Source organism: Pseudomonas sp. SDO5271_S396 (assembly GCF_054071795.1).
In genome coordinates, this window is sequence record NZ_JBSVWB010000050.1 from 13871 (window position 1) to 32253 (window position 18383).

Annotated in this window: 19 protein-coding genes; 11 read left to right on the plus strand and 8 right to left on the minus strand. The window is 62.9% G+C overall.

Going from position 1 to position 18383, the window contains the following annotated elements; genetic code table 11:
* Positions 1 to 46 precede the first annotated feature (46 nt).
* Positions 47 to 976 carry a LysR family transcriptional regulator gene (locus tag ACW9IN_RS25085; RefSeq protein ID WP_457368360.1) on the minus strand — a complete coding sequence of 310 codons (930 nt, stop codon included), beginning with the start codon at positions 974 to 976 and terminating at the stop codon, positions 47 to 49.
* Between the two features lie 118 nt (positions 977 to 1094).
* Here ACW9IN_RS25085 and ACW9IN_RS25090 point away from each other — a divergent pair, with 118 nt between their 5' ends.
* From ACW9IN_RS25090 to ACW9IN_RS25100, 3 genes are all read left to right on the plus strand, one after another.
* Complete coding sequence (locus ACW9IN_RS25090; RefSeq protein WP_065874251.1) at positions 1095 to 1388, plus strand: putative quinol monooxygenase; 294 nt, start codon at positions 1095 to 1097, stop codon at positions 1386 to 1388.
* Positions 1389 to 1413: 25 nt separating this feature from the next.
* Positions 1414 to 2427 carry a zinc-binding alcohol dehydrogenase family protein gene (locus ACW9IN_RS25095; RefSeq protein ID WP_457368361.1) on the plus strand — a complete coding sequence of 338 codons (1014 nt, stop codon included), beginning with the start codon at positions 1414 to 1416 and terminating at the stop codon, positions 2425 to 2427.
* A 145-nt stretch (positions 2428 to 2572) separates the two neighbouring features.
* Positions 2573 to 2755, plus strand: a complete 183-nt coding sequence (locus ACW9IN_RS25100) for a hypothetical protein (protein ID WP_457368362.1) — start codon at positions 2573 to 2575, stop codon at positions 2753 to 2755.
* 6 nt (positions 2756 to 2761) lie between these two features.
* On the opposite strand, the gene ACW9IN_RS25105 is transcribed toward ACW9IN_RS25100, so the two are convergent.
* Positions 2762 to 3955 carry a multidrug effflux MFS transporter gene (locus ACW9IN_RS25105; RefSeq protein WP_457368363.1) on the minus strand — a complete coding sequence of 398 codons (1194 nt, stop codon included), beginning with the start codon at positions 3953 to 3955 and terminating at the stop codon, positions 2762 to 2764.
* An 85-nt stretch (positions 3956 to 4040) separates the two neighbouring features.
* Positions 4041 to 4232 carry a heavy-metal-associated domain-containing protein gene (locus ACW9IN_RS25110; RefSeq protein ID WP_457368364.1) on the minus strand — a complete coding sequence of 64 codons (192 nt, stop codon included), beginning with the start codon at positions 4230 to 4232 and terminating at the stop codon, positions 4041 to 4043.
* A gap of 148 nt (positions 4233 to 4380) precedes the next feature.
* Here ACW9IN_RS25110 and ACW9IN_RS25115 point away from each other — a divergent pair, with 148 nt between their 5' ends.
* The 3 genes from ACW9IN_RS25115 to cueR all read left to right on the plus strand — a co-directional run bounded on the left by ACW9IN_RS25115 (position 4381) and on the right by cueR (position 7487).
* On the plus strand, positions 4381 to 4761 hold the full coding sequence (locus tag ACW9IN_RS25115; RefSeq protein ID WP_457368365.1) for a hypothetical protein: 381 nt from the start codon (positions 4381 to 4383) through the stop codon (positions 4759 to 4761).
* Between the two features lie 126 nt (positions 4762 to 4887).
* The gene (locus ACW9IN_RS25120) at positions 4888 to 7089 is read left to right on the plus strand and encodes a heavy metal translocating P-type ATPase (RefSeq protein ID WP_457368366.1); all 2202 of its coding nucleotides are present in this window, start codon (positions 4888 to 4890) and stop codon (positions 7087 to 7089) included.
* On the plus strand, positions 7086 to 7487 hold the full coding sequence (gene cueR, locus ACW9IN_RS25125; RefSeq protein ID WP_457368367.1) for a Cu(I)-responsive transcriptional regulator: 402 nt from the start codon (positions 7086 to 7088) through the stop codon (positions 7485 to 7487). Before ACW9IN_RS25120 ends, cueR begins: the two co-directional genes overlap by 4 nt.
* Positions 7488 to 7610: 123 nt before the next feature.
* Here the strand turns inward: cueR and ACW9IN_RS25130 are convergent, their stop codons facing one another.
* Positions 7611 to 8510: a PA4780 family RIO1-like protein kinase gene (locus tag ACW9IN_RS25130; RefSeq protein ID WP_457368368.1), complete on the minus strand. Its 900-nt coding sequence runs from the start codon at positions 8508 to 8510 to the stop codon at positions 7611 to 7613.
* Positions 8511 to 8644: 134 nt separating this feature from the next.
* Positions 8645 to 9922, minus strand: coding sequence for an acetyl-CoA C-acetyltransferase (locus ACW9IN_RS25135; protein ID WP_457368369.1), 1278 nt, complete (start codon positions 9920 to 9922; stop codon positions 8645 to 8647).
* A 109-nt stretch (positions 9923 to 10031) separates the two neighbouring features.
* On the opposite strand from ACW9IN_RS25135, the gene ACW9IN_RS25140 reads away from it, so the two are divergent.
* The 4 genes from ACW9IN_RS25140 (at position 10032) to ACW9IN_RS25155 (ending at position 15917) form a co-directional block, all read left to right on the plus strand.
* Positions 10032 to 11375: a 3-oxoacyl-ACP reductase gene (locus ACW9IN_RS25140; RefSeq protein ID WP_457368370.1), complete on the plus strand. Its 1344-nt coding sequence runs from the start codon at positions 10032 to 10034 to the stop codon at positions 11373 to 11375.
* A gap of 2 nt (positions 11376 to 11377) precedes the next feature.
* Positions 11378 to 12226: a MaoC family dehydratase gene (locus tag ACW9IN_RS25145; RefSeq protein ID WP_457368371.1), complete on the plus strand. Its 849-nt coding sequence runs from the start codon at positions 11378 to 11380 to the stop codon at positions 12224 to 12226.
* 300 nt (positions 12227 to 12526) lie between these two features.
* Positions 12527 to 14050, plus strand: coding sequence for a collagen-like triple helix repeat-containing protein (locus ACW9IN_RS25150; RefSeq protein ID WP_457368372.1), 1524 nt, complete (start codon positions 12527 to 12529; stop codon positions 14048 to 14050).
* 184 nt (positions 14051 to 14234) lie between these two features.
* Positions 14235 to 15917 (plus strand): ShlB/FhaC/HecB family hemolysin secretion/activation protein, encoded by a 1683-nt coding sequence (locus ACW9IN_RS25155; RefSeq protein ID WP_457368373.1) that lies wholly within the window; start codon positions 14235 to 14237, stop codon positions 15915 to 15917.
* Between the two features lie 307 nt (positions 15918 to 16224).
* Here the strand turns inward: ACW9IN_RS25155 and ACW9IN_RS25160 are convergent, their stop codons facing one another.
* From ACW9IN_RS25160 to ACW9IN_RS25170, 3 genes are read right to left on the minus strand one after another with little or no spacing between them, the layout of a single operon-like run.
* Positions 16225 to 16629, minus strand: coding sequence for a response regulator (locus ACW9IN_RS25160; RefSeq protein WP_457368374.1), 405 nt, complete (start codon positions 16627 to 16629; stop codon positions 16225 to 16227).
* A 54-nt stretch (positions 16630 to 16683) separates the two neighbouring features.
* Positions 16684 to 16881 carry a Flp family type IVb pilin gene (locus tag ACW9IN_RS25165; RefSeq protein WP_457368375.1) on the minus strand — a complete coding sequence of 66 codons (198 nt, stop codon included), beginning with the start codon at positions 16879 to 16881 and terminating at the stop codon, positions 16684 to 16686.
* A 40-nt stretch (positions 16882 to 16921) separates the two neighbouring features.
* On the minus strand, positions 16922 to 17113 hold the full coding sequence (locus ACW9IN_RS25170; RefSeq protein WP_457368376.1) for a Flp family type IVb pilin: 192 nt from the start codon (positions 17111 to 17113) through the stop codon (positions 16922 to 16924).
* Positions 17114 to 17428: 315 nt separating this feature from the next.
* Between ACW9IN_RS25170 and cpaB the strand changes: the two genes are divergently transcribed.
* Positions 17429 to 18373, plus strand: a complete 945-nt coding sequence (gene cpaB / locus ACW9IN_RS25175; RefSeq protein WP_457368377.1) for a Flp pilus assembly protein CpaB — start codon at positions 17429 to 17431, stop codon at positions 18371 to 18373.
* Positions 18374 to 18383: the final 10 nt, after the last annotated feature.

Genomic DNA, 18383 nt, shown 5'->3' on the forward strand with positions numbered 1-18383 from the left:
GTAAACAGGGACGGGATCTGAGTGAAATTTCTGGATGTAGCGGAGGTTATTGCGCAGTACTCAATCGTTCCGGCCACTGCGCCGTTAATGTCGCACAACGGGACACGAGCATTTCCCGCAGCAGGTTGATCGGTTTACTCAACTGCGCACGGTGGGCACACAGCAGGTTCAGCGGCGTTCGCTCGCCGCGTAGCTCCGGCAGGATCAAGCGCAAGCGCCCGGCCAGCACGTCGGTACTTACATCCAGCCAGGACTTGTAGGCAATGCCCACACCCGCTACCGCCCAGCGACGCACCACATCGGCATCGTCGCTGAAACGATCGCCGGAGACGGTCAGGCTCACTTCGCGCTTGCCATCGTGAAAGGTCCAATGGTCGTGCACTCGACTGCCGAGCATATAAAGCAGGCAATTGTGCTGGGCCAGTTGCTCCAGGTGCCGGGGTTCGCCATGCCGCGCGAGATAGCTGGGCGCCGCGCACAACACACGCACATTGTCCGGGGCGATGGGCAGTGCGATCAGGCTGGAGTCCTCGGGCTCGCCGTAACGCAGCGCAATGTCCACCGGCTGACGAAACAGATCGGCAATGCGGTCGCCCAGCAACAGGCGCACAGTGAGTTGCGGGTATTCCTGCTGAAACTCGTCCAGCCACGGCAATAATTGATTGCGGCCGAAATCCGACGGCGCCGACAGTTGCAACACGCCGCTGACATGGTCCTGCCCACTAGCCAGCAACCGCCGTCCCTCTTCCAGCGAACCCAGCGCGGCACGGGCATATTCCAGGAAGCCCTCGCCTTCGGCGGTCAGGCGCAGGCTGCGGGTGGAGCGCGCCAGCAAACGCGTACCCAGCTGTTGCTCGATGCGCTTGAGGGCTGCGCTGGCCACCGCCGGCGACAGGTCCATCACCCGCGCCGCTGCCGAAAGACTGCCCAGGTCGGCTGCGCGCACAAACAACTGCAAATCATCAAAACGCAGCATGCATACCGTCCAATTATCAAAATTTTATTGAAACAGACTGCTGTTTTAGCCGCTTTTATCTTCACGGGAAATAGCCAATCATCTGTCCATCCCGTTCATCACGTGTCTGGAGTTGAATATGTCCACTGCCTTTAACGTCATCGCCACGCTGATCGCCAAACCTGGCCAACAGGCCACCCTGGAAACCTTGCTGCGCGGCCTGCTGGAACCCACCCGCCTGGAAGCCGGTTGCGAGCAATACGACCTGCACCAGGACCTGCAACACCCCGAGACCTTCTACATGCTCGAACGCTGGAGCGATGACGCAGCGCTGGCCGACCACGACCAGAGCGCCCACATCCAGAGCTTCCGCGCCAAGGCCGCCGACGTGATCGAACACTTCGACCTCAAGCGCCTGAAATTTCTTGCCTGATCATCCCCCCTTTTCCGGAGCCATCATGAAAGCCATTGCCTACTACGCATCCTTGCCGATCAACGATCCAAAGGCCCTGCAAGACATCGAATTGCCTGAACCCGTCGCCGGTCCGCGCGACCTGCTGGTGGAAGTCAAAGCCATCTCGGTCAACCCGGTCGACACCAAAGTCCGCCAGAACGTCGCCCCGGAAAACGGCGCCGCCAAGGTGCTGGGCTGGGACGTGGCGGGAGTGGTCAAGGCGGTCGGCAGCGAAGTGACGCTGTTCAAGGCCGGCGACAAGGTGTTCTACGCCGGTTCCCTGGTCCGCCCGGGCGGCAACAGCGAACTGCACACCGTGGACGAACGCATCGTCGGCCATATGCCCAAGAGCCTGGGCTTTGCCGAAGCCGCCGCGCTGCCGTTGACCGCCATCACCGCCTGGGAGCTGCTGTTCGAGCGCCTGCAAGTGCGTGAGGGCAAAAAGGATGAAGGCCAGAGCCTGCTGATCGTCGGTGCCGCCGGTGGCGTGGGTTCGATCCTGACCCAACTGGCGCGCCAACTCACTGCCTTGAAAGTCATCGGCACCGCCTCGCGCCCTGAAACACAGGAGTGGGCGAAAGCACTGGGCGCCGACCTGGTGATCGATCACAGCCAACCGTTGAGCGAGGCCCTGAAAGCTGCGGGCCAGGCCCAAGTGACCCACGTCGCCAGCCTGACCCAGACCGATCATCACCTGGACCAGTTGGTCGAGGCCCTGCAACCACAGGGCAAGCTGGCGCTGATCGATGACCCCAAGGCATTGGACGTCGGCAAGCTCAAGCGCAAGAGCCTGTCGCTGCACTGGGAGTTCATGTACACCCGTTCGATGTTCGAAACCCCGGACATGATCGAGCAGCACAACCTGCTCAACCGCGTGGCGCAACTGATCGACGCCGGCACCCTGAAAACCACGGTGGGCGAGCACTTCGGCGTGATCAACGCGGCCAACCTGCGCCGAGCCCACGCGCTGCTGGAAAGCGGCAAGGCCAAGGGCAAGATCGTGCTCGAAGGATTCTGAAAACCTGGTCTGGGTGTCGTCCGTTATTCATCGCAGTGATGGACGGCACCGCTAGTCCGAGAGTTGATCTTTGTCATATTTGTGAGCGTATTCGGGTTTATATTGGCGGCCTTTGCCACGATTCTTTTACGTGAGGAAGTCAGCAATGAAAATCCTGATAAAAGCGTTAGCAAAAACCCCCGGCAACAAATGGCAGGTCCGTCTCGACCAGAATGCCTTCACCTTCCGCAGTGAGGCCGAGGCCCGCGCCTTCGCCGACACCCTGCAAGCCCGCATCCAGGCCCCCCACCACTTTCCCCTTGGCCAGCAGCGCGCCGCCGCTGGCTGATACGCTTCAGACCTGCGCCTGCGCGGCCCTCGCCCGTTGCAGGCGCTGGGTCGACACCGCAATCGTCACCGCCAACACCCCGCACAAACTGATGACCATGGCCATCGGCATCGCGGTGCCATCGTGCAGCACCCCGACCAATGACGCAGCCCCCGCCGCCACGCCGAACTGAATACAGCCCAGCAGCGCCGAGGCACTGCCGGCCCGCGCGCCCTGCCCGCTCATGGCGCAGGCCGAGGTATTGGGCAGGATGCACCCCAGGCTGGCGATGCAGATAAACAGCGGCACCAGCAACGGCCACAACGCAGCGGGACGCAACGCCGTGATCCCCAGCAACGTCAGCGCCGCCAGCACATAGACCCACACCGTGCGCGACAACAGAAACGCCGGGCCACGCCTGGACAACAACCGCGCATTGAGCTGGGCCACCAGAATGAAGCCGGCGGCATTCGAGCCGAACAGCCAGCCGTAGTGCTCGGGGGCTACTCCGTACAGCTTGATGAAGACGAACGGCGAACCGGCGATGTAGGCGAACATCCCGGCAATCGAAATGCCACCGGTGAGGGCATAGCCGAGGTAGACCCGGTCCGACAGCAGCCCGATGTAGCGGCGCAACGACCCGGACAACGGCTGACGTGGCTGGTTGGCCGGCAAGGTTTCCGGCAACCCCAGTGCCACGGCAATGGCCGCCATGACGCTGAACACCGACAACGCCAGGAAAATCGACTGCCAGCCCCACACCCCGACCATCACGCCACCCGCCAGGGGGGCGAGGATCGGCGCCAGGCCCGTCACCAGCATCAGTTGCGAGTACACCTTGGCGGAACCCACGGCATCGCATTTGTCACTGACCACCGCGCGGGAAATCACCATGCCCGCGCAACCGCCCAGGGCCTGCACGAAACGTGCGCCCACCAACCATTCCAATGACGGAGCGTAAGCGCAGGCAAACGATGCCAGGGTAAACAGCGTGACACCGCTGAGCAGGGGCACGCGGCGACCGAAGCGGTCGGCCAGCGGACCATAGACCAGTTGGCCGATGGCCAGCCCGGCGAAATACACCGCCAGGGTCAGTTGGATATGTTTTTCGTCAGTGGCGAACGCCGTGGCCATCGCCGGAAAGCCCGGCAGGTAAAAGTCGATCGCCAGCGGCGCGAAGGCGCTCAAGGCGCCCAGGATCAGGATTATGCGCAGGTTCATCAGGCACCCAAGAAAGTCGGCAGCCCGACAGTCTAGCCGGGCTTGGGTGCCTTGAACATTAAGATAGCTGGCTAACTATCAAAAATCAGACGACCTCGTAGCCTTCTTCACGGATCAAACCGGCAATCACCTCCCGGCTCAGCTGGCTTTGCACACTGACCTGTTTCGCGGCGAGGTCCACTTTCACCTCCGCTGCCTGGTCCGCGCCCTGTACCGCCTGGGTCACCGCCCGAACACAATGGCCGCAGGTCATTCCTTCCACGTTGAACACTTGCATGACATGACTCCTTTGATGAAGGTTGAGCGCAGTGTCGACCTTGTCACCATGGCAAGGTCAAGTTCTGAAAACATCTGCCGGGCTGGTATTCGGGCGCGACGTCGGCCAAGCTTCAATCCTCTTAGCTATCCACCACGGAGCGTTCGCCATGCGCGGGTCGTTTTTTACCCTTGTCGGCCTGATGGGCTTGTTTGCCGCCGTGCCACCGGCCAGCGCGGCCGAAGACTATGCGGTGCTGATCATTTCCCGGGAACGTCTGGAGGTGCCGACCAATTGCGAGATCGGCCTGTACCTCAATGATCAACTGGCGGGCCGTCTGTTCCAGGAACAGGCCACCTCGTTCAACCTGCCGGCGGGCAACCTGTCCCTGCGCCTGAAGCTGCTGCCGGGCCAGACCCCGGGCTGCCAGCCGGGCATGCTCGCGCCACCGGCGCAGACCATCACCCTCAAGGCCGGTGACGTGCGCAAGCTGCGCATCGCCCAGGGGCCGGATGGCATGTACCTGAAAGCTGCCGCCCTCGAATACTGATCCCCTCTGAAGATGAAGATCGTTCCCACGCCCTGCGTGGGAATGCCGCGTGGAAGACTGAGGGCTTGACCTTCCCCACAGGTCAAGGTTGATCCTAGGCGCAACTTCTCCTGGAGGACTGCCCCAATGAACGGATCCACCACCTTTGACCTGCCCATCAGCGGCATGACCTGCGCCAGCTGTGCCGGCCGCGTCGAGCGCGCGCTGGGCAAGGTGCCGGGGGTACAGAGCGTCAGCGTCAACCTGGCCAACGAACGTGCCCACGTCGAAGTGCAGGGCCCGATGGACCCCGGCATCCTGATCGCCGCCGTGGACAAGGCCGGCTACACCGCCACCCTGCCCCAGCCCGAAACCACGACCCTGGCCGATCAGGCGCAACGCCTTCACCGTGAACGTTGGGCACTGCTGCTGGCTATCCTGCTGGCCCTGCCGCTGGTGCTGCCGATGCTGGTGGAACCCTTCGGCCTGCACTGGATGTTGCCCGCGTGGCTGCAATTCGCCTTGGCCACCCCCGTGCAATTCATCCTTGGCGCGCGTTTCTATATCGCCGCGTGGAAAGCCGTGCGGGCCGGTGCCGGCAATATGGACCTGCTGGTAGCCATCGGCACCAGTGCCGGCTATGGCCTGAGCCTGTACGAATGGCTCACAGCCTCCGCCGGCAGCATGCCGCACCTGTATTTCGAAGCCTCGGCGGTGGTGATCACCCTGGTCATGCTCGGCAAGTACCTCGAAAGCCGAGCCAAACGCCAGACCGCCAGCGCCATCCGGGCCCTCGAAGCCCTGCGTCCGGAGCGCGCGATACGCGTGGTGGAAGGGCGCGAGGAAGACGTCGCCATCAACGCATTGCGGCTGGGTGATCAGGTGCTGGTCAAACCCGGTGAACGCTTCCCAGTGGACGGTGAAGTGATCGACGGCCAGAGCCACGCCGACGAAGCCTTGATCAGCGGCGAAAGCCTGCCGGTACCCAAGCAACCCGGCGACACCGTGACCGGCGGCGCCATCAACGGTGAGGGCCGTTTGCTGGTGCGCACCCAGGCGCTCGGCGCCGAAAGCGTACTGGCGCGCATCATTCGCCTGGTGGAAGACGCCCAGGCGGCCAAGGCCCCCATCCAGAAACTGGTGGACCAAGTCAGCCAGGTCTTCGTGCCGGCCGTGCTGGTGCTGGCCTTGATGACGCTGGTGGGCTGGTGGCTGTACGGCGCACCGCTCGAGACGGCGATCATCAATGCGGTCGCGGTGCTGGTGATCGCCTGTCCCTGCGCCCTGGGCCTGGCCACGCCGACCGCGATCATGGCTGGCACAGGCGTTGCCGCGCGCTATGGCATTTTGATTAAAGACGCCGAAGCCCTGGAACGAGCCCATGCCGTGAGCACCGTGGTGTTCGACAAGACCGGCACCCTCACCTCCGGCGCGCCAAAGATCGCACATCTCGCTGCTGTGGACGGCAACAAGGCGCTGCTGCTGCAACAGGCCGGCGCCCTGCAACGCGGCAGCGAACACCCGCTGGCCAAGGCGGTGCTGGAGGCCTGCCAAGAGCGAGGGCTGAACGTGGGTGATGTCAGCGCCAGCCAGTCCCTGACCGGGCGCGGCATCGCCGGCACCCTCGAGGGCCGCGCACTGGCCCTGGGCAACCGTCGTCTGCTGGAGGAAAGCGGCTTGAACGCGGGCGAGCTGGCCGCTGACGCCCACGCCTGGGAGGCCGAAGGCCGCACCTTGTCCTGGCTGATCGAACAAGGCGCCCAACCGCGTGTGCTGGGGTTGTTCGCCTTTGGCGACACCCTCAAGCCCGGCGCCTTGCAGGCGGTGCAGCAACTCAAGGCCCGGCACATCGACAGTCACCTGCTGACCGGTGACAACCGCGGCAGCGCCCGCGTGGTGGCGCACGCCCTGGGCATCGACAGTGTGCACGCCGAAGTGCTGCCTGCCGACAAGGCCGCCACGGTTGCCGAGCTGAAAAAGACCGGCGTGGTGGCCATGGTCGGCGATGGCATCAACGACGCCCCGGCACTCGCCGCCGCCGATATCGGCATCGCCATGGGCGGTGGCACCGACGTGGCCATGCACGCGGCGGGCATTACCTTGATGCGCGGCGATCCGCGCCTGGTACCCGCCGCCCTGGAGATCAGCCGCAAGACCTACGCAAAAATTCGCCAGAACCTGTTCTGGGCCTTTGTGTATAACCTGATCGGTATTCCCCTGGCCGCGTTCGGCCTGCTCAACCCTGTACTGGCGGGCGCGGCCATGGCCTTGTCCAGCGTCAGCGTGGTGAGCAATGCGTTACTGCTCAAAACCTGGAAACCCGAGAACCCGGAGGATCAACGCCCATGAACATCGGCCAAGCCGCCCGCCAGAGTGGGCTGAGCGCAAAGATGATCCGTTACTACGAGTCCATCGGCCTGCTCAAGGCCGCCCACCGTACCGACAGCGGCTACCGCGTGTACGGCAGTGACGACCTGCACACCCTGGCGTTCATCAAACGCTCGCGGGACCTGGGGTTTTCATTGGAGGAAGTCGGCAAACTGCTGACCCTGTGGCAAGACCGCCAGCGTGCCAGCGCCGATGTGAAAGCCCTGGCACGCCAGCACATCGAAGCACTGAACCAGAAGATCCTGGAGCTTGGGCAACTGCGCGATACGTTGCAGGACCTGGCAGAGCATTGCCACGGCGATCATCGACCGGATTGCCCGATTCTCAAGGAGTTGGCTTCAGGTAACTGTTGCGCCTGAAGATACCTTGATCGTTCCCACGCTCGCGTGGGAACGCCTCTTGTGACGCTCCGCGTCACGCTTGGAGCGCGGAGCGCCCTTGACTGCATTCCCACGCGGAGCGTGGGAACGATCACCATGAGATCACTGCATCCACGGCGGTGGCGGTGGCTCGTCGGAGCCTTTGCCCGGAGGCGCCTCGTCAGCAGCCCGAATCGCCTGGCGGCGGGCTTCATCCAGCCGTGCCGCTTCGATCTCACGCATCACGCCGTGAACATCCGCCAGTTCTTCAGGCTCGTCGAACTCGCCGGTCAACACGCTGCCCGGGTGCAAGGTGCCAGCTTCGTACAGGGCCCACATTTCCTTGGCGTAGCGGGTCCTCTTCAATTCCGGGGCAAAGCGCCCGAAATAGGCCGCCATGTTGCCCACGTCCCGCTCCAGCATGGTGAACGCATGGTTGTTACCCGCCGCGTCCACGGCCTGGGGCAGGTCGATGATCACCGGGCCCGTCGGTGCGAGCAGCACGTTGAACTCCGACAGGTCACCATGCACCAGGCCGGTACACAGCATCAGCACGATCTGGGAAATCAGAAAGGCGTGGTACTCACGCGCCTGCTCCGGCTCCAGCACCACGTCATTCAGGCGTGGCGCGGCGTCGCCGTACTCATCGGCCACCAGTTCCATCAACAGCACGCCTTCGAGGAAGTCGAACGGCTGAGGCACGCGAACGCCTGCACCGGCCAGACGGAACAACGCCGCCACTTCGGCGTTCTGCCAGGCATCTTCGGCTTCTTTCTTGCCGTACTTGGAGCCCTTGGCCATGGCCCGGGCCTGACGACTGTTGCGGACCTTGCGGCCCTCCTGGTATTCGGACGCCTGACGAAAACTTCGTTTGTTCGCCTCCTTGTAAACCTTGGCGCAACGTAATTCGTTGCCGCAGCGCACCACATAAACAGCTGCTTCTTTACCACTCATGAGTGGGCGCAGCACTTCGTCGACCAGACCGTCCTCGATCAGGGGTTCAATGCGTTTAGGAGTCTTCATCAGCTTTTATTGTGGGTCCTTTATTACCAAATACGCGTCTGGCATTCCTTATACGGCAATCCACTCGCCGGTGGGAGAGGCTACCGACCTTTGACGTCTCAAGAATGCATCCACTGTGCCAGTTTGCGCGGCAATCAGCGCTCGATGATGGCGGTGACACCCTGCCCGCCCGCCGCACAGATGGAAATCAGCCCACGGCCCTTGCCGGCCGCATCCAGCAACTTCGCCAGGTTGGCGACGATACGCCCACCGGTGGCCGCAAAAGGATGCCCGGCCGCCAGGGAGCTGCCTTTGACGTTCAGCCGGCTGCGGTCGATGGCGCCCAACGGTGCGTCAAGCCCCAGGCGCGTCTTGCAGTAATCCGCATCCTCCCAGGCCTTGAGTGTGCACAACACTTGGGCAGCGAACGCTTCGTGGATTTCGTAGTAATCGAAATCCTGCAGCGTCAGGCCATTGCGCGCCAGCAAGCGCGGCACCGCATACACCGGCGCCATCAGCAGGCCTTCGGCGCCGTTGACGAAATCCACCGCCGCCGCCTCGCCGTCACGCAGGTAGGCCAGGATCGGCAAGCCGCGCTCTTTTGCCCATGCTTCACTGCCCAGCAACACCAGGGAGGCGCCATCGGTGAGCGGCGTCGAGTTGCCGGCGGTGAGCGTGCCCTTTTCGCTGCGCTCGAACACCGGCTTGAGGCTCGCGAGTTTTTCCAGGGTCAGGTCGGCGCGCAGGTTGTTGTCGCGGGTCAGGCCCAGGAACGGCGTGAGCAAATCGTTGTGCCAGCCCTCCGCGTAGGCAGCGGCCAGGTTCCGATGACTCTCCAGGGCCAACTGGTCCTGCTCCGCGCGGGGAATCTGCCAGGTCTGCGCCATCAACTCGCAATGCTCGCCCATGGACAATCCGGTACGCGGCTCACCGTTGCGCGGCAGTTCGGGTTTGAGATGACGGGGGCGAAGTTGTAACAAGACTTTTAGTTTATCCGCCATGGACTTGCTGCGATTGGCCTGCAACAGCAGCTTGCGCAACCCCTCATTGACGCCGATGGGCGCGTCGGACGTCGTGTCCACCCCGCCGGCAATCCCGCATTCGATCTGGCCCAGCGCGATCTTGTTGGCCACCAGCAACGCAGCCTCAAGGCCCGTGCCGCAGGCTTGTTGAATATCGTACGCCGGGGTTTGCGGCGACAGACGCGAGCCCAGCACGCATTCACGGGTGAGGTTGAAGTCGCGCGAATGCTTGAGCACCGCGCCGGCGGCCACCTCGCCCAGGCGCAGGCCATGCAGGTCATAGCGCTCGATCAGGCCCTCCAGCGCCGCGGTGAGCATCGCCTGGTTACTCGCCGTGGCATACGGGCCATTGGAGCGCGCGAAGGGGATGCGATTGCCGCCAATGATCGCGACACGGCGTAATTGAGTCATGGAAAGCTCCCTGATGGTTGTGGGTGGAATCATCCAGCCTAGACTGATCGAACGACTGCCGCCCCGGGGTGGTCAACCCTTTTGAACCCCAGCTTTCGGAGAGCGTTCCATGTCTGACCGTTATATCGACTTCGCCAACTCAAGCCTCGGCCATCGCCTGGTCGCCGCCCTTGGCCTGCCGTCGCCGGTACGCCTGGAACGCTGGCAAGCCGGTCGCCTGCGCCCGGTGGAAGGCGCGCTGCTGCTCGGCGGCGGCGGGCTGATATCCCACGTGCAGGCATTTGCCCACAAACTCACCGATGCCACCTACACCTACGGCACCGAGACCTCGACCTGGATCCCCGGCCACGGCCCCAAACTCAAGGCGGTGGTGTTCGACGCCAGCGGGTTGCAGCACACCGATCAGCTCAAGCAACTGCGCGAGTTCTTCCAGCCCCTGCTGAAAAACCTCGCCAACAGCGCGCACCTGGTGATCCTTGGCCGCGCGCCGGAAAGCCTCGACGATCCCTTCGCCGCCAGCGCCCAGCGAGCCCTGGAAGGCTTCAGCCGCTCGCTGGCCAAAGAACTGCGCAACGGCGGCGTGCTGCAACTGCTGTATGTCGGCGAAGGCGCCGAAGACCAGTTGGAAGGGGCGCTGCGGTTTTTCCTGTCGCCCAAAAGCGCCTATATCTCTGGCCAAGTGCTTCGCCTCGAAGCCTGCGCCACACCCGTCGAGGATTGGACCCGCCCGCTGGCCGGGCGCAAGGCGCTGGTCACCGGCGCCGCCCGAGGCATTGGTGCCGCCATCGCCGAAACCCTGGCCCGTGACGGCGCCGAGGTAATTTTGCTCGACGTGCCCCAGGCCAAGACTGACCTCGACGCCCTCGCCGCGCGCCTGGGCGCCCGCACCATCGCCCTGGATATCTGTGCTGAAGACGCCGCCGGCCAGTTGATCGAACACCTGCCCGACGGGCTCGACATGCTGGTGCACAACGCCGGGATTACCCGCGACAAGACCCTGGCCAACATGACCCCCGAATACTGGGACGCCGTGCTGGCGGTCAACCTCAACGCCCCTCAGGTGCTGACCCGGGCGCTGCTCGACAGCGGAACCCTGCACGACCACGCGCGCGTGGTGCTGCTGGCCTCAATCAGCGGCATCGCTGGCAATCGCGGGCAGACCAACTACGCCGCGAGCAAGGCCGGGTTGATCGGCCTCGCCCAGGCCTGGGCGCCGCAGTTGAAAGAACGCGGTATCAGCATCAACGCGGTGGCGCCCGGTTTTATCGAAACCCAGATGACCGCGCACATTCCGTTCGCCTTGCGTGAAGCCGGGCGACGCATGAGTTCGCTGGGCCAGGGCGGCGTACCGCAAGATGTGGCCGAGGCGGTGGCCTGGCTCGGCCAGCCGGGCAGTGGCGCGGTCAGCGGCCAGGCGCTGCGCGTGTGCGGCCAAAGTCTGTTGGGGGCCTGACGATGCAATGGCAAACATTGGATACGACGCCATCGCTGCTGCCGCTGTACATGCGCGCGGCGCTCAAGCGCAAGATCACCGGCGACACCCTGCCTGACCTGGGCTTGCGTTGCCGGGCAAACATCGACCCCAAGGCCGTGGCGGCCTATCGCAAGGTGTGCGGTTTTGCCGACAGCCCGATCCTGCCGGCGACTTATCCCCATATCCTCGCGTTCGGCCTGCAACTGCGGTTGCTCACCGACAAACGTTTTCCCTTCCCATTGCTGGGGTTGGTGCACCTGAGCAATCGCATCCGCATTCATCGCCCGCTGGGCGGTGTCAGCGAGCTGTCCCTCAGCGTGCATACGCAGCACCTCAAACCACATCCCAAGGGCGCCACCTTCGAGTTGGTGACCACGGCGCAGGATGCACTCGGTGTTTTATGGGAAGCCGAAAGCCGCATGCTGTGCCGGGGCGTGAAACTGCCCGGCGAAGCCGCCGACGATGCGCAGCCGGCCCCCGCCCCGCTCGGCGAACTGGCGCGCTGGAAAGCCCCTGCCGATATCGGCCGGCGTTATGCCCGGGTCTCCGGCGACTACAACCCGATCCACCTGAGCGCCCTCACCGCCAGGCTGTTCGGTTTCCCCCAAGCCATCGCCCATGGCCTGTGGAACAAGGCACACACCCTCGCCGCCCTGGGCGAACACCTGCCCGCCGCCAATATTGAAATAACGGTCGAGTTCAAGAAGCCCGTGCGCCTGCCGGGTGAAGTTGTGTTATTCACCAGTGCCGCCGGTTCCAGCGGCGAATTACGCTTGAGCGGCACCGGCGACATTGACCATATGCTAGGCAAGTGGCAGCCAATCGCCTGAAAAACCAAGATTAATTGTATATATACACCCTAAGTTATAGCGGACTTCCAGAAGTCCGCTTTTTATTCAAGCTACTGATTTTCATAAACTATATATCTTGATACATCCTCTCCTTATATCTTTGGCATTAGCCACTAAGTCCATGTCGGGCGTCCGTATATAAATCGTTAATACCAAGTTGAGCATTGTGAGAACGCGCACCCGGGTCTGTGATGAATACACGGACAAACGTATCGCTATCCAAGAAATAACGAACGTTTGAAAACAACCCAAGGTTGTACAGGTGCAAGGAACTCAATCATGAAAACTCAAGTCGTGTTTTGGAAAGCAAGTACCGCGCTGGCCCTGGCAATAGCAATGACGCTGGGCGGTTGCAGCAGCGGTGGTGGCGGGCATCACAGCGGTGGTTCGGCTTCTTCTTCGGGCACAGGCGGTGGCGGCACTGATCCAGGCACCGACCCCGGCGGCAGTACTACGCCTCTGGTGACCGCACAAGTGGTCGACACTGCAGGCGGCATCGTCAGCAATCTCGGCGGCACAGTGAAAAGCCTGGGCACCACCCTCGGCAGCCTGCCGATTGCCGGCCCCACTGTGGGCGGCCTAGTGGACGCGGCCGGCAACGCAGTCGGCAGCATCGGCAATGGCCTGTCGGACGGCCTGGGCTCCCTGGGCACCGACAGCAATGCCTTGGGCAAAACCGTGGCGGGCGTAGGCAACGGCGTCGCGGACCTGGGCGATGGCGTCAGCGTCACAGGCGGCAATGTGGCGACGCTGCTGGGCAAAGTCCCTGTAGTCGCCGGCACTGCACCGGTGGTGGGCGGAGTGGTCGACAAAGTCGGCAACGCCGTGACCATGCTCGGAGATACCTTGAGCACCGCCAGCACCACCGGCCCGCTGGGTTCGGTAACCAACACCGTCGGTTCCAAAGTCCTGGTGCCTGTGGTGTCGCTGGTGGAAAACACCACCGGTAAAGTCGGCACCGCCACCGGCCTCGATACACCTGTGGGCGGCCTGCTGAAAAAAGTCGGTGATACCGTCGACGGCTTGGGCGACAAAGTCGCGGATGCGGGCGGCAACGGCAACCCGGTGACCGGTGCCGTGGGTGACGTGCTCAATGGCGTGGGCACTGCAGTCGGCAAAGCCAGCGGTTATGTCGACCCGAACGCAGACAACAACGGCGGCAATGGCAACGGCAACGGCAACGGCAATGGCAATGGTGGTAACGGCGGCAACGGCGGCACCCCTAACCTGGGCCTGCCGGAGCTTATCGGAGGCGTGATTGCCGGGGCCAGCAACGGCCTGGATGCCGGCAGCACCAACGGCGTCGTCAGCGCCACTGGCGTCGCCGGTGGCAAGGTCGGCGGCACCGTGGCGTCGCTGGGCACCCTGCTCGGCGGCAGCGGCACCCCGAACACCGCCGCCGGCGCACCGGTGGGCGCAATCACCAGCACCCTGGGCAACGCGCTGAATCCTGTGACCAGCGGCGTCACCAGCCTGACCCAAAACGTCGGCAACGCCACAGGCCTCGGCGCACCGGTCAATGGCCTGGTGACTAACGTAGGCGGCGCCGTGAGCAACCTGGGTGGCGCCATCAGCGGTGCCAACGCCAACCCGGTCACCAATGCCCTGGGCGGCACCGTCAGCGCAGTCGGTGGCACCGTGGCGTCCATCGGCGGGCTGGTCACCGGCGGTACCGGCAGCACTGGCGGCCTGCTCGGTGGCGGTTTGAGCCTGGGCGCCAATGGTTCGGCCGGTGCCGGAGCGGGCGCCAATGCAAGTGGTGGACTGGGCGGGCTGCTCAACGGCCTGACCGGCAAAAAATAGAATTGCACCTGGCCGATTAGACGGCCTCACCTACAGCGCCTACGCTTGGTTGAGACGAGAGACCCCAATAAGTCTCTCGTCTTTTTTATGGGCCACCGAGTGCCCCAGCGAGTCTCCGAACCGCGCCGCGAGAGCCGGGCGGAATCTGCAAAATGCTGCTGCGAATTTGACCATGGAGTGTCCTATGCGCGCTTTGACGCCGTTGTTGTTGCTTACCCTCAGTACTTACGCCCACGCCGATACCCTGCCCAGCTTTCTCAACAGCAACGACACCATCCGCAACCTGCCCGTGCCCAACTTGCCCGCCGACGCCTACCGTCCCGTCACCCCGCAAACCCAGGTACCCACACCCGCGCCTACCGCCGGGGAGCCCTTGCTGATGGACACCAAGGTGACCATCCGCAAGCTGCAGATCGATGGCGGCACGGTCTACCCGCTTGAGGACGTGGCCCAGGTGTTCGAACCACTGATTGGCCATGAGACCAACCTGGCGCAGTTGATCGAAGCCACGCGCAGCATCACCCGCCGCTATCAGCAAGACGGTTATCTGCTGTCCTACGCCTTTCTGCCGCAACAGAGTTTTGAAAACGGGCTGGTGCAGGTGGTGCTGGTGGAGGGCTATATCCGCGACTACCAATTGCAGGGCGATATCGGCCCGGTCTCGGCCTACGTCGACAAGCTCGCCGAAAAGCTCAAGGCCGAACGCCCGCTCACGCGCAAGACTTTCGAACGCTACACCACCCTGATGGGTGGGATTCCTGGCGTAACCCTGCAGGCTCAGGTGCCTCCGCCGAGCACCACCGACGGCGGCACTCGCATGCAGATCACCGCCAGCCGCAAGCCCTTCACCACCAGCATGAGCCTGAACCAGGCCAGTCGTAACGGGCTGCAAGCCCTGCTCACCGGCACCAGCAACTCACAGACCGCCATGGGGGAATTGCTGAGTTTCACCGGGCTGGTTCCACCGGGCCACGACAAGGAACACTACTACCGCGCGGCCTACAGCCAGTTCGTCAATGCCGAAGGCACCCAGTTGGTGCTGTCAGGCGAACGCTACCGCGCCGACCCGCGTACCAACGTGCAACTGGGCAGCGGCTTCGAACTCAAGCCACACCAGAAAATCGACCGCTACTCGATTGGCGTGAGCCATCCGGTGATCGCCTCGCCCACCGAGTCCCTGACCCTGGGCACCCGCTTCTATGCGGTCGACCAGACCACAGCCTATAAACTGGTGGGTTTCCCCCAGCGCCTGGAACTGGAAACCAACCTGCGTGCCCTGGCCTTCGAGGCTGACTGGCGCAAGGCCGACACCGACCAGCTGCGCATCCTCAGCGCCGGGCTGTACCAAGGCATCAACGGCCTGGGCGCCAAGGCGCGCACTGACTTCGAAGGGCTCAAGCCCGACCTCGACTTCTTCCGCCTGCGCCTGTCCGGCGTGCAGAGCAACAAACTTTTCGGTAATTTCCAGGGCGTGCTGTCCGGCGCGTTCTACTGGAGCGACGCGACCCTGCCCGACAGCGAGCGCGCCACCTTCGGCGGGCAGAATTTCGGGCGCGGCTACCCCGACGATCAGGGTTCCGGCGACAAGGGCTGGGGCGCGGCCTACGAGATCAACTACAGCTACAACCGTGACGGCGAATGGGTGCGCATCCTGCAACCCTACATCGTGTTCGACCGCTCCAGGACTTGGTTCAACGACTTGCCGATCAAGAGCAGTGACCTGTCCTCGGCGGCGGTGGGCCTGCGGTTTGGCGACGCCAAGTACTACAACATCGCGCTGGAAGCGGCCAAACCGATGTCGGACGTCGCCCTCGACAGCTACGATCGGCGGCCTCGGTATACGTTGAGCTTCAGTTACCAGCTGTGATTGTGCCGGGCACTTTCTTGCCAACCAAAGAGATCCCCTGCGAAGACGGCGGCACAGCCAACAGAGAGGCCGCCTGACCGACCGCCTTCGTAGCCTCGCCGGGGCTCGACAACTCCCACAGGGGATTGTCGGTGGCTAGGAAATCCTCTGTCAGCAGGGTCATCGCGCCGGGCACTTTCTCCTCAGCAACAGAGATACCCTGTGGGAGCTGGCTTGTCGGGTCGCCGCATCGCTGCGAAAACTGCGGTACTGCCTACACAGATGCCACCTGCCCCACCGCTTTCGCAGCCCCGCCAACCCTCGGCAGTCAAGAACGGGATTTGGGGAGAGGAAACAGGTTGTTCAACGTGTCGATCAATCGCGCCAGGTAGATGGGTTTGCGAAACAGGTCGAGCACCTGCAAGCGCAGCATGTCGCTCACGTCGTCCATCTCGGCATGGCCCGACATGACGATCACCGGCAGGTGATGGCGCGAAGTGTGTTCGCGCAGGCGCTTGATCAGGGAGATGCCACTTTCCTCGGGCATGCGCAGGTCGGTGATGACCAGGGCAATGTCCGGGTGCAGGGTCAGCTCCTGCAGGGCGAAGGTGACGGAGGTAGCGGTAAAGCACACGAACCCCTCGTTTTCGAGGGATTCGGCGAGCTCGATCAGCGCGTCCTCTTCATCATCCACTAACAGGATTTGTTGCCGAGTGGACAAAGAGGCGCTCATGGAAAAGATCCCGACACTAAGAATGTATTCAGGTTAGTCGTGTCGCGGCATTGATCAAGTGGAGCTGATGCTCGCCTGGATCACGTCGAACAGTGCCTTGACGCGCTGGCTGATCGGCGACATGAAGATCCCGATCACCGCCGCACACATCGCCGCCACGATGGCGTACTCGATCCCTGAAGCGCCTTCCCTGGCGCTGATTGCAATCTGCACTTTTACCCACACTTTGCGAATGCGTTCTGTGGCGAACATAGCGGGCTCCAATAAAGTTAGAAAGCGCCTTGCAACTTCCTTACGTACCGATGCCCGTTTGAATGGATTGGAAGATCGCTTTTACCTTGGTACTGATCGGTGTCATGAACAACCCGATAACCGCCGCGCACATTGCCGCGACAATTGCATATTCGATACCGGACGCGCCCTCTCTTCCGTAAGACAGAATCTGGATTTTGATAAATACCCTGCGAATGGCATCAAGGAACATTTGACTTCTCCTTTGCGCTGAGAGCGCCGATGTAGCGGTGTTGCAGCATGATTTCGCTTTGCCATTAGAGCATTGTCGGCAAATGCACTCCCAACAACTGTAATAAGCGACTAATCACAAAGTAGTAGCCAAATTCATGGCGTCAAAAGACCTGTGTTTTAAACTCGATACAGAATTTTTCTCCGCAGTAATGGCATTTTGTCCTAGCTGAACTACCTTCAAATAGCGAAATAGTTAGATCTTTAGCATGAACGGTTTGCGAAGTGACTGGATGGACCAGCCGGCAGGTTCAGCGGTAGGAAAGGGAGAGCCTTTATGAGCAGTCGCATCAGCATGATTCTCGCCGGGTTGCTATTGGTGGGTGCGTTGATTGCCGGGTATTGGGGCATTGTATTGAGCCGTCCGGAACCGGTCGCTCCCACCGTCGCCGCACCTGTGGTCACGGCCCCCGTGGCTCCCGCTGAAGACCCAACCCGCAAATCCGTGGTGGTACTGGCCCACGACGTGCCGCCCTTCGTTGCGCTTACCGCCGCCGACCTGACCCTGGAAAAGCTGCGCACCGCTCCCGCCGGCAGCCTCACCACTCTGGAGCAAGCGATTGGCCGCACGCCTTGGCGTGCCCTTGAAGCGGGCACCTGGCTGACCGAAGAAAGCTTCTCGGCCGGCGGCAATGTCTCCCGGATGATCCGCCCCGACGAGCGCGCGCTGGCCGTCGCCGTCGATGAAGTCACCGGCGCCGGCGGGCAGTTGAACCCGGGCGACTATGTGGATGTGCTGCTTTACCTGCGCCAGGAAAACGGCAACCCGCAGCCCTCGGCGCAAACCGTGATCCCTGCGCTGCGCCTGCTCGGTGTCGGCGACCAGTTGGGGCTGACCAACGACGGCAAGCCCGGCTCCCCGGTCGCGACCACCCCGGAAGAAAAGGCCCGGCAACAACAGAGCCGCGCCAGTGCGCGCACCGTGTTGCTCGCGGTTCCCGAACAATTGATGAGCCGGCTGATGCTCGCTGCTCAATCCGGCGCGTTGCGCCTGGCCGTGCGCAGTGCCGACGAACAACGGCTGAGCCAGTACTGGGCGGGCGGCAGCGACGCACCGGCCAATCTGGAGACCGCCAAGCGCGACCTCTACCAGTTCAACCAGCTGGCCCTCACGGCCCCTCCCATCAGCAATTTCAGCCCGGCAGCCCACGGCGGCGGTGCGCCTCGTCGTTCGGGTGTCGAGGTGATACGCGGCAACCAGGTTACTCAACAAACGCCCTGATAGCGCTAAG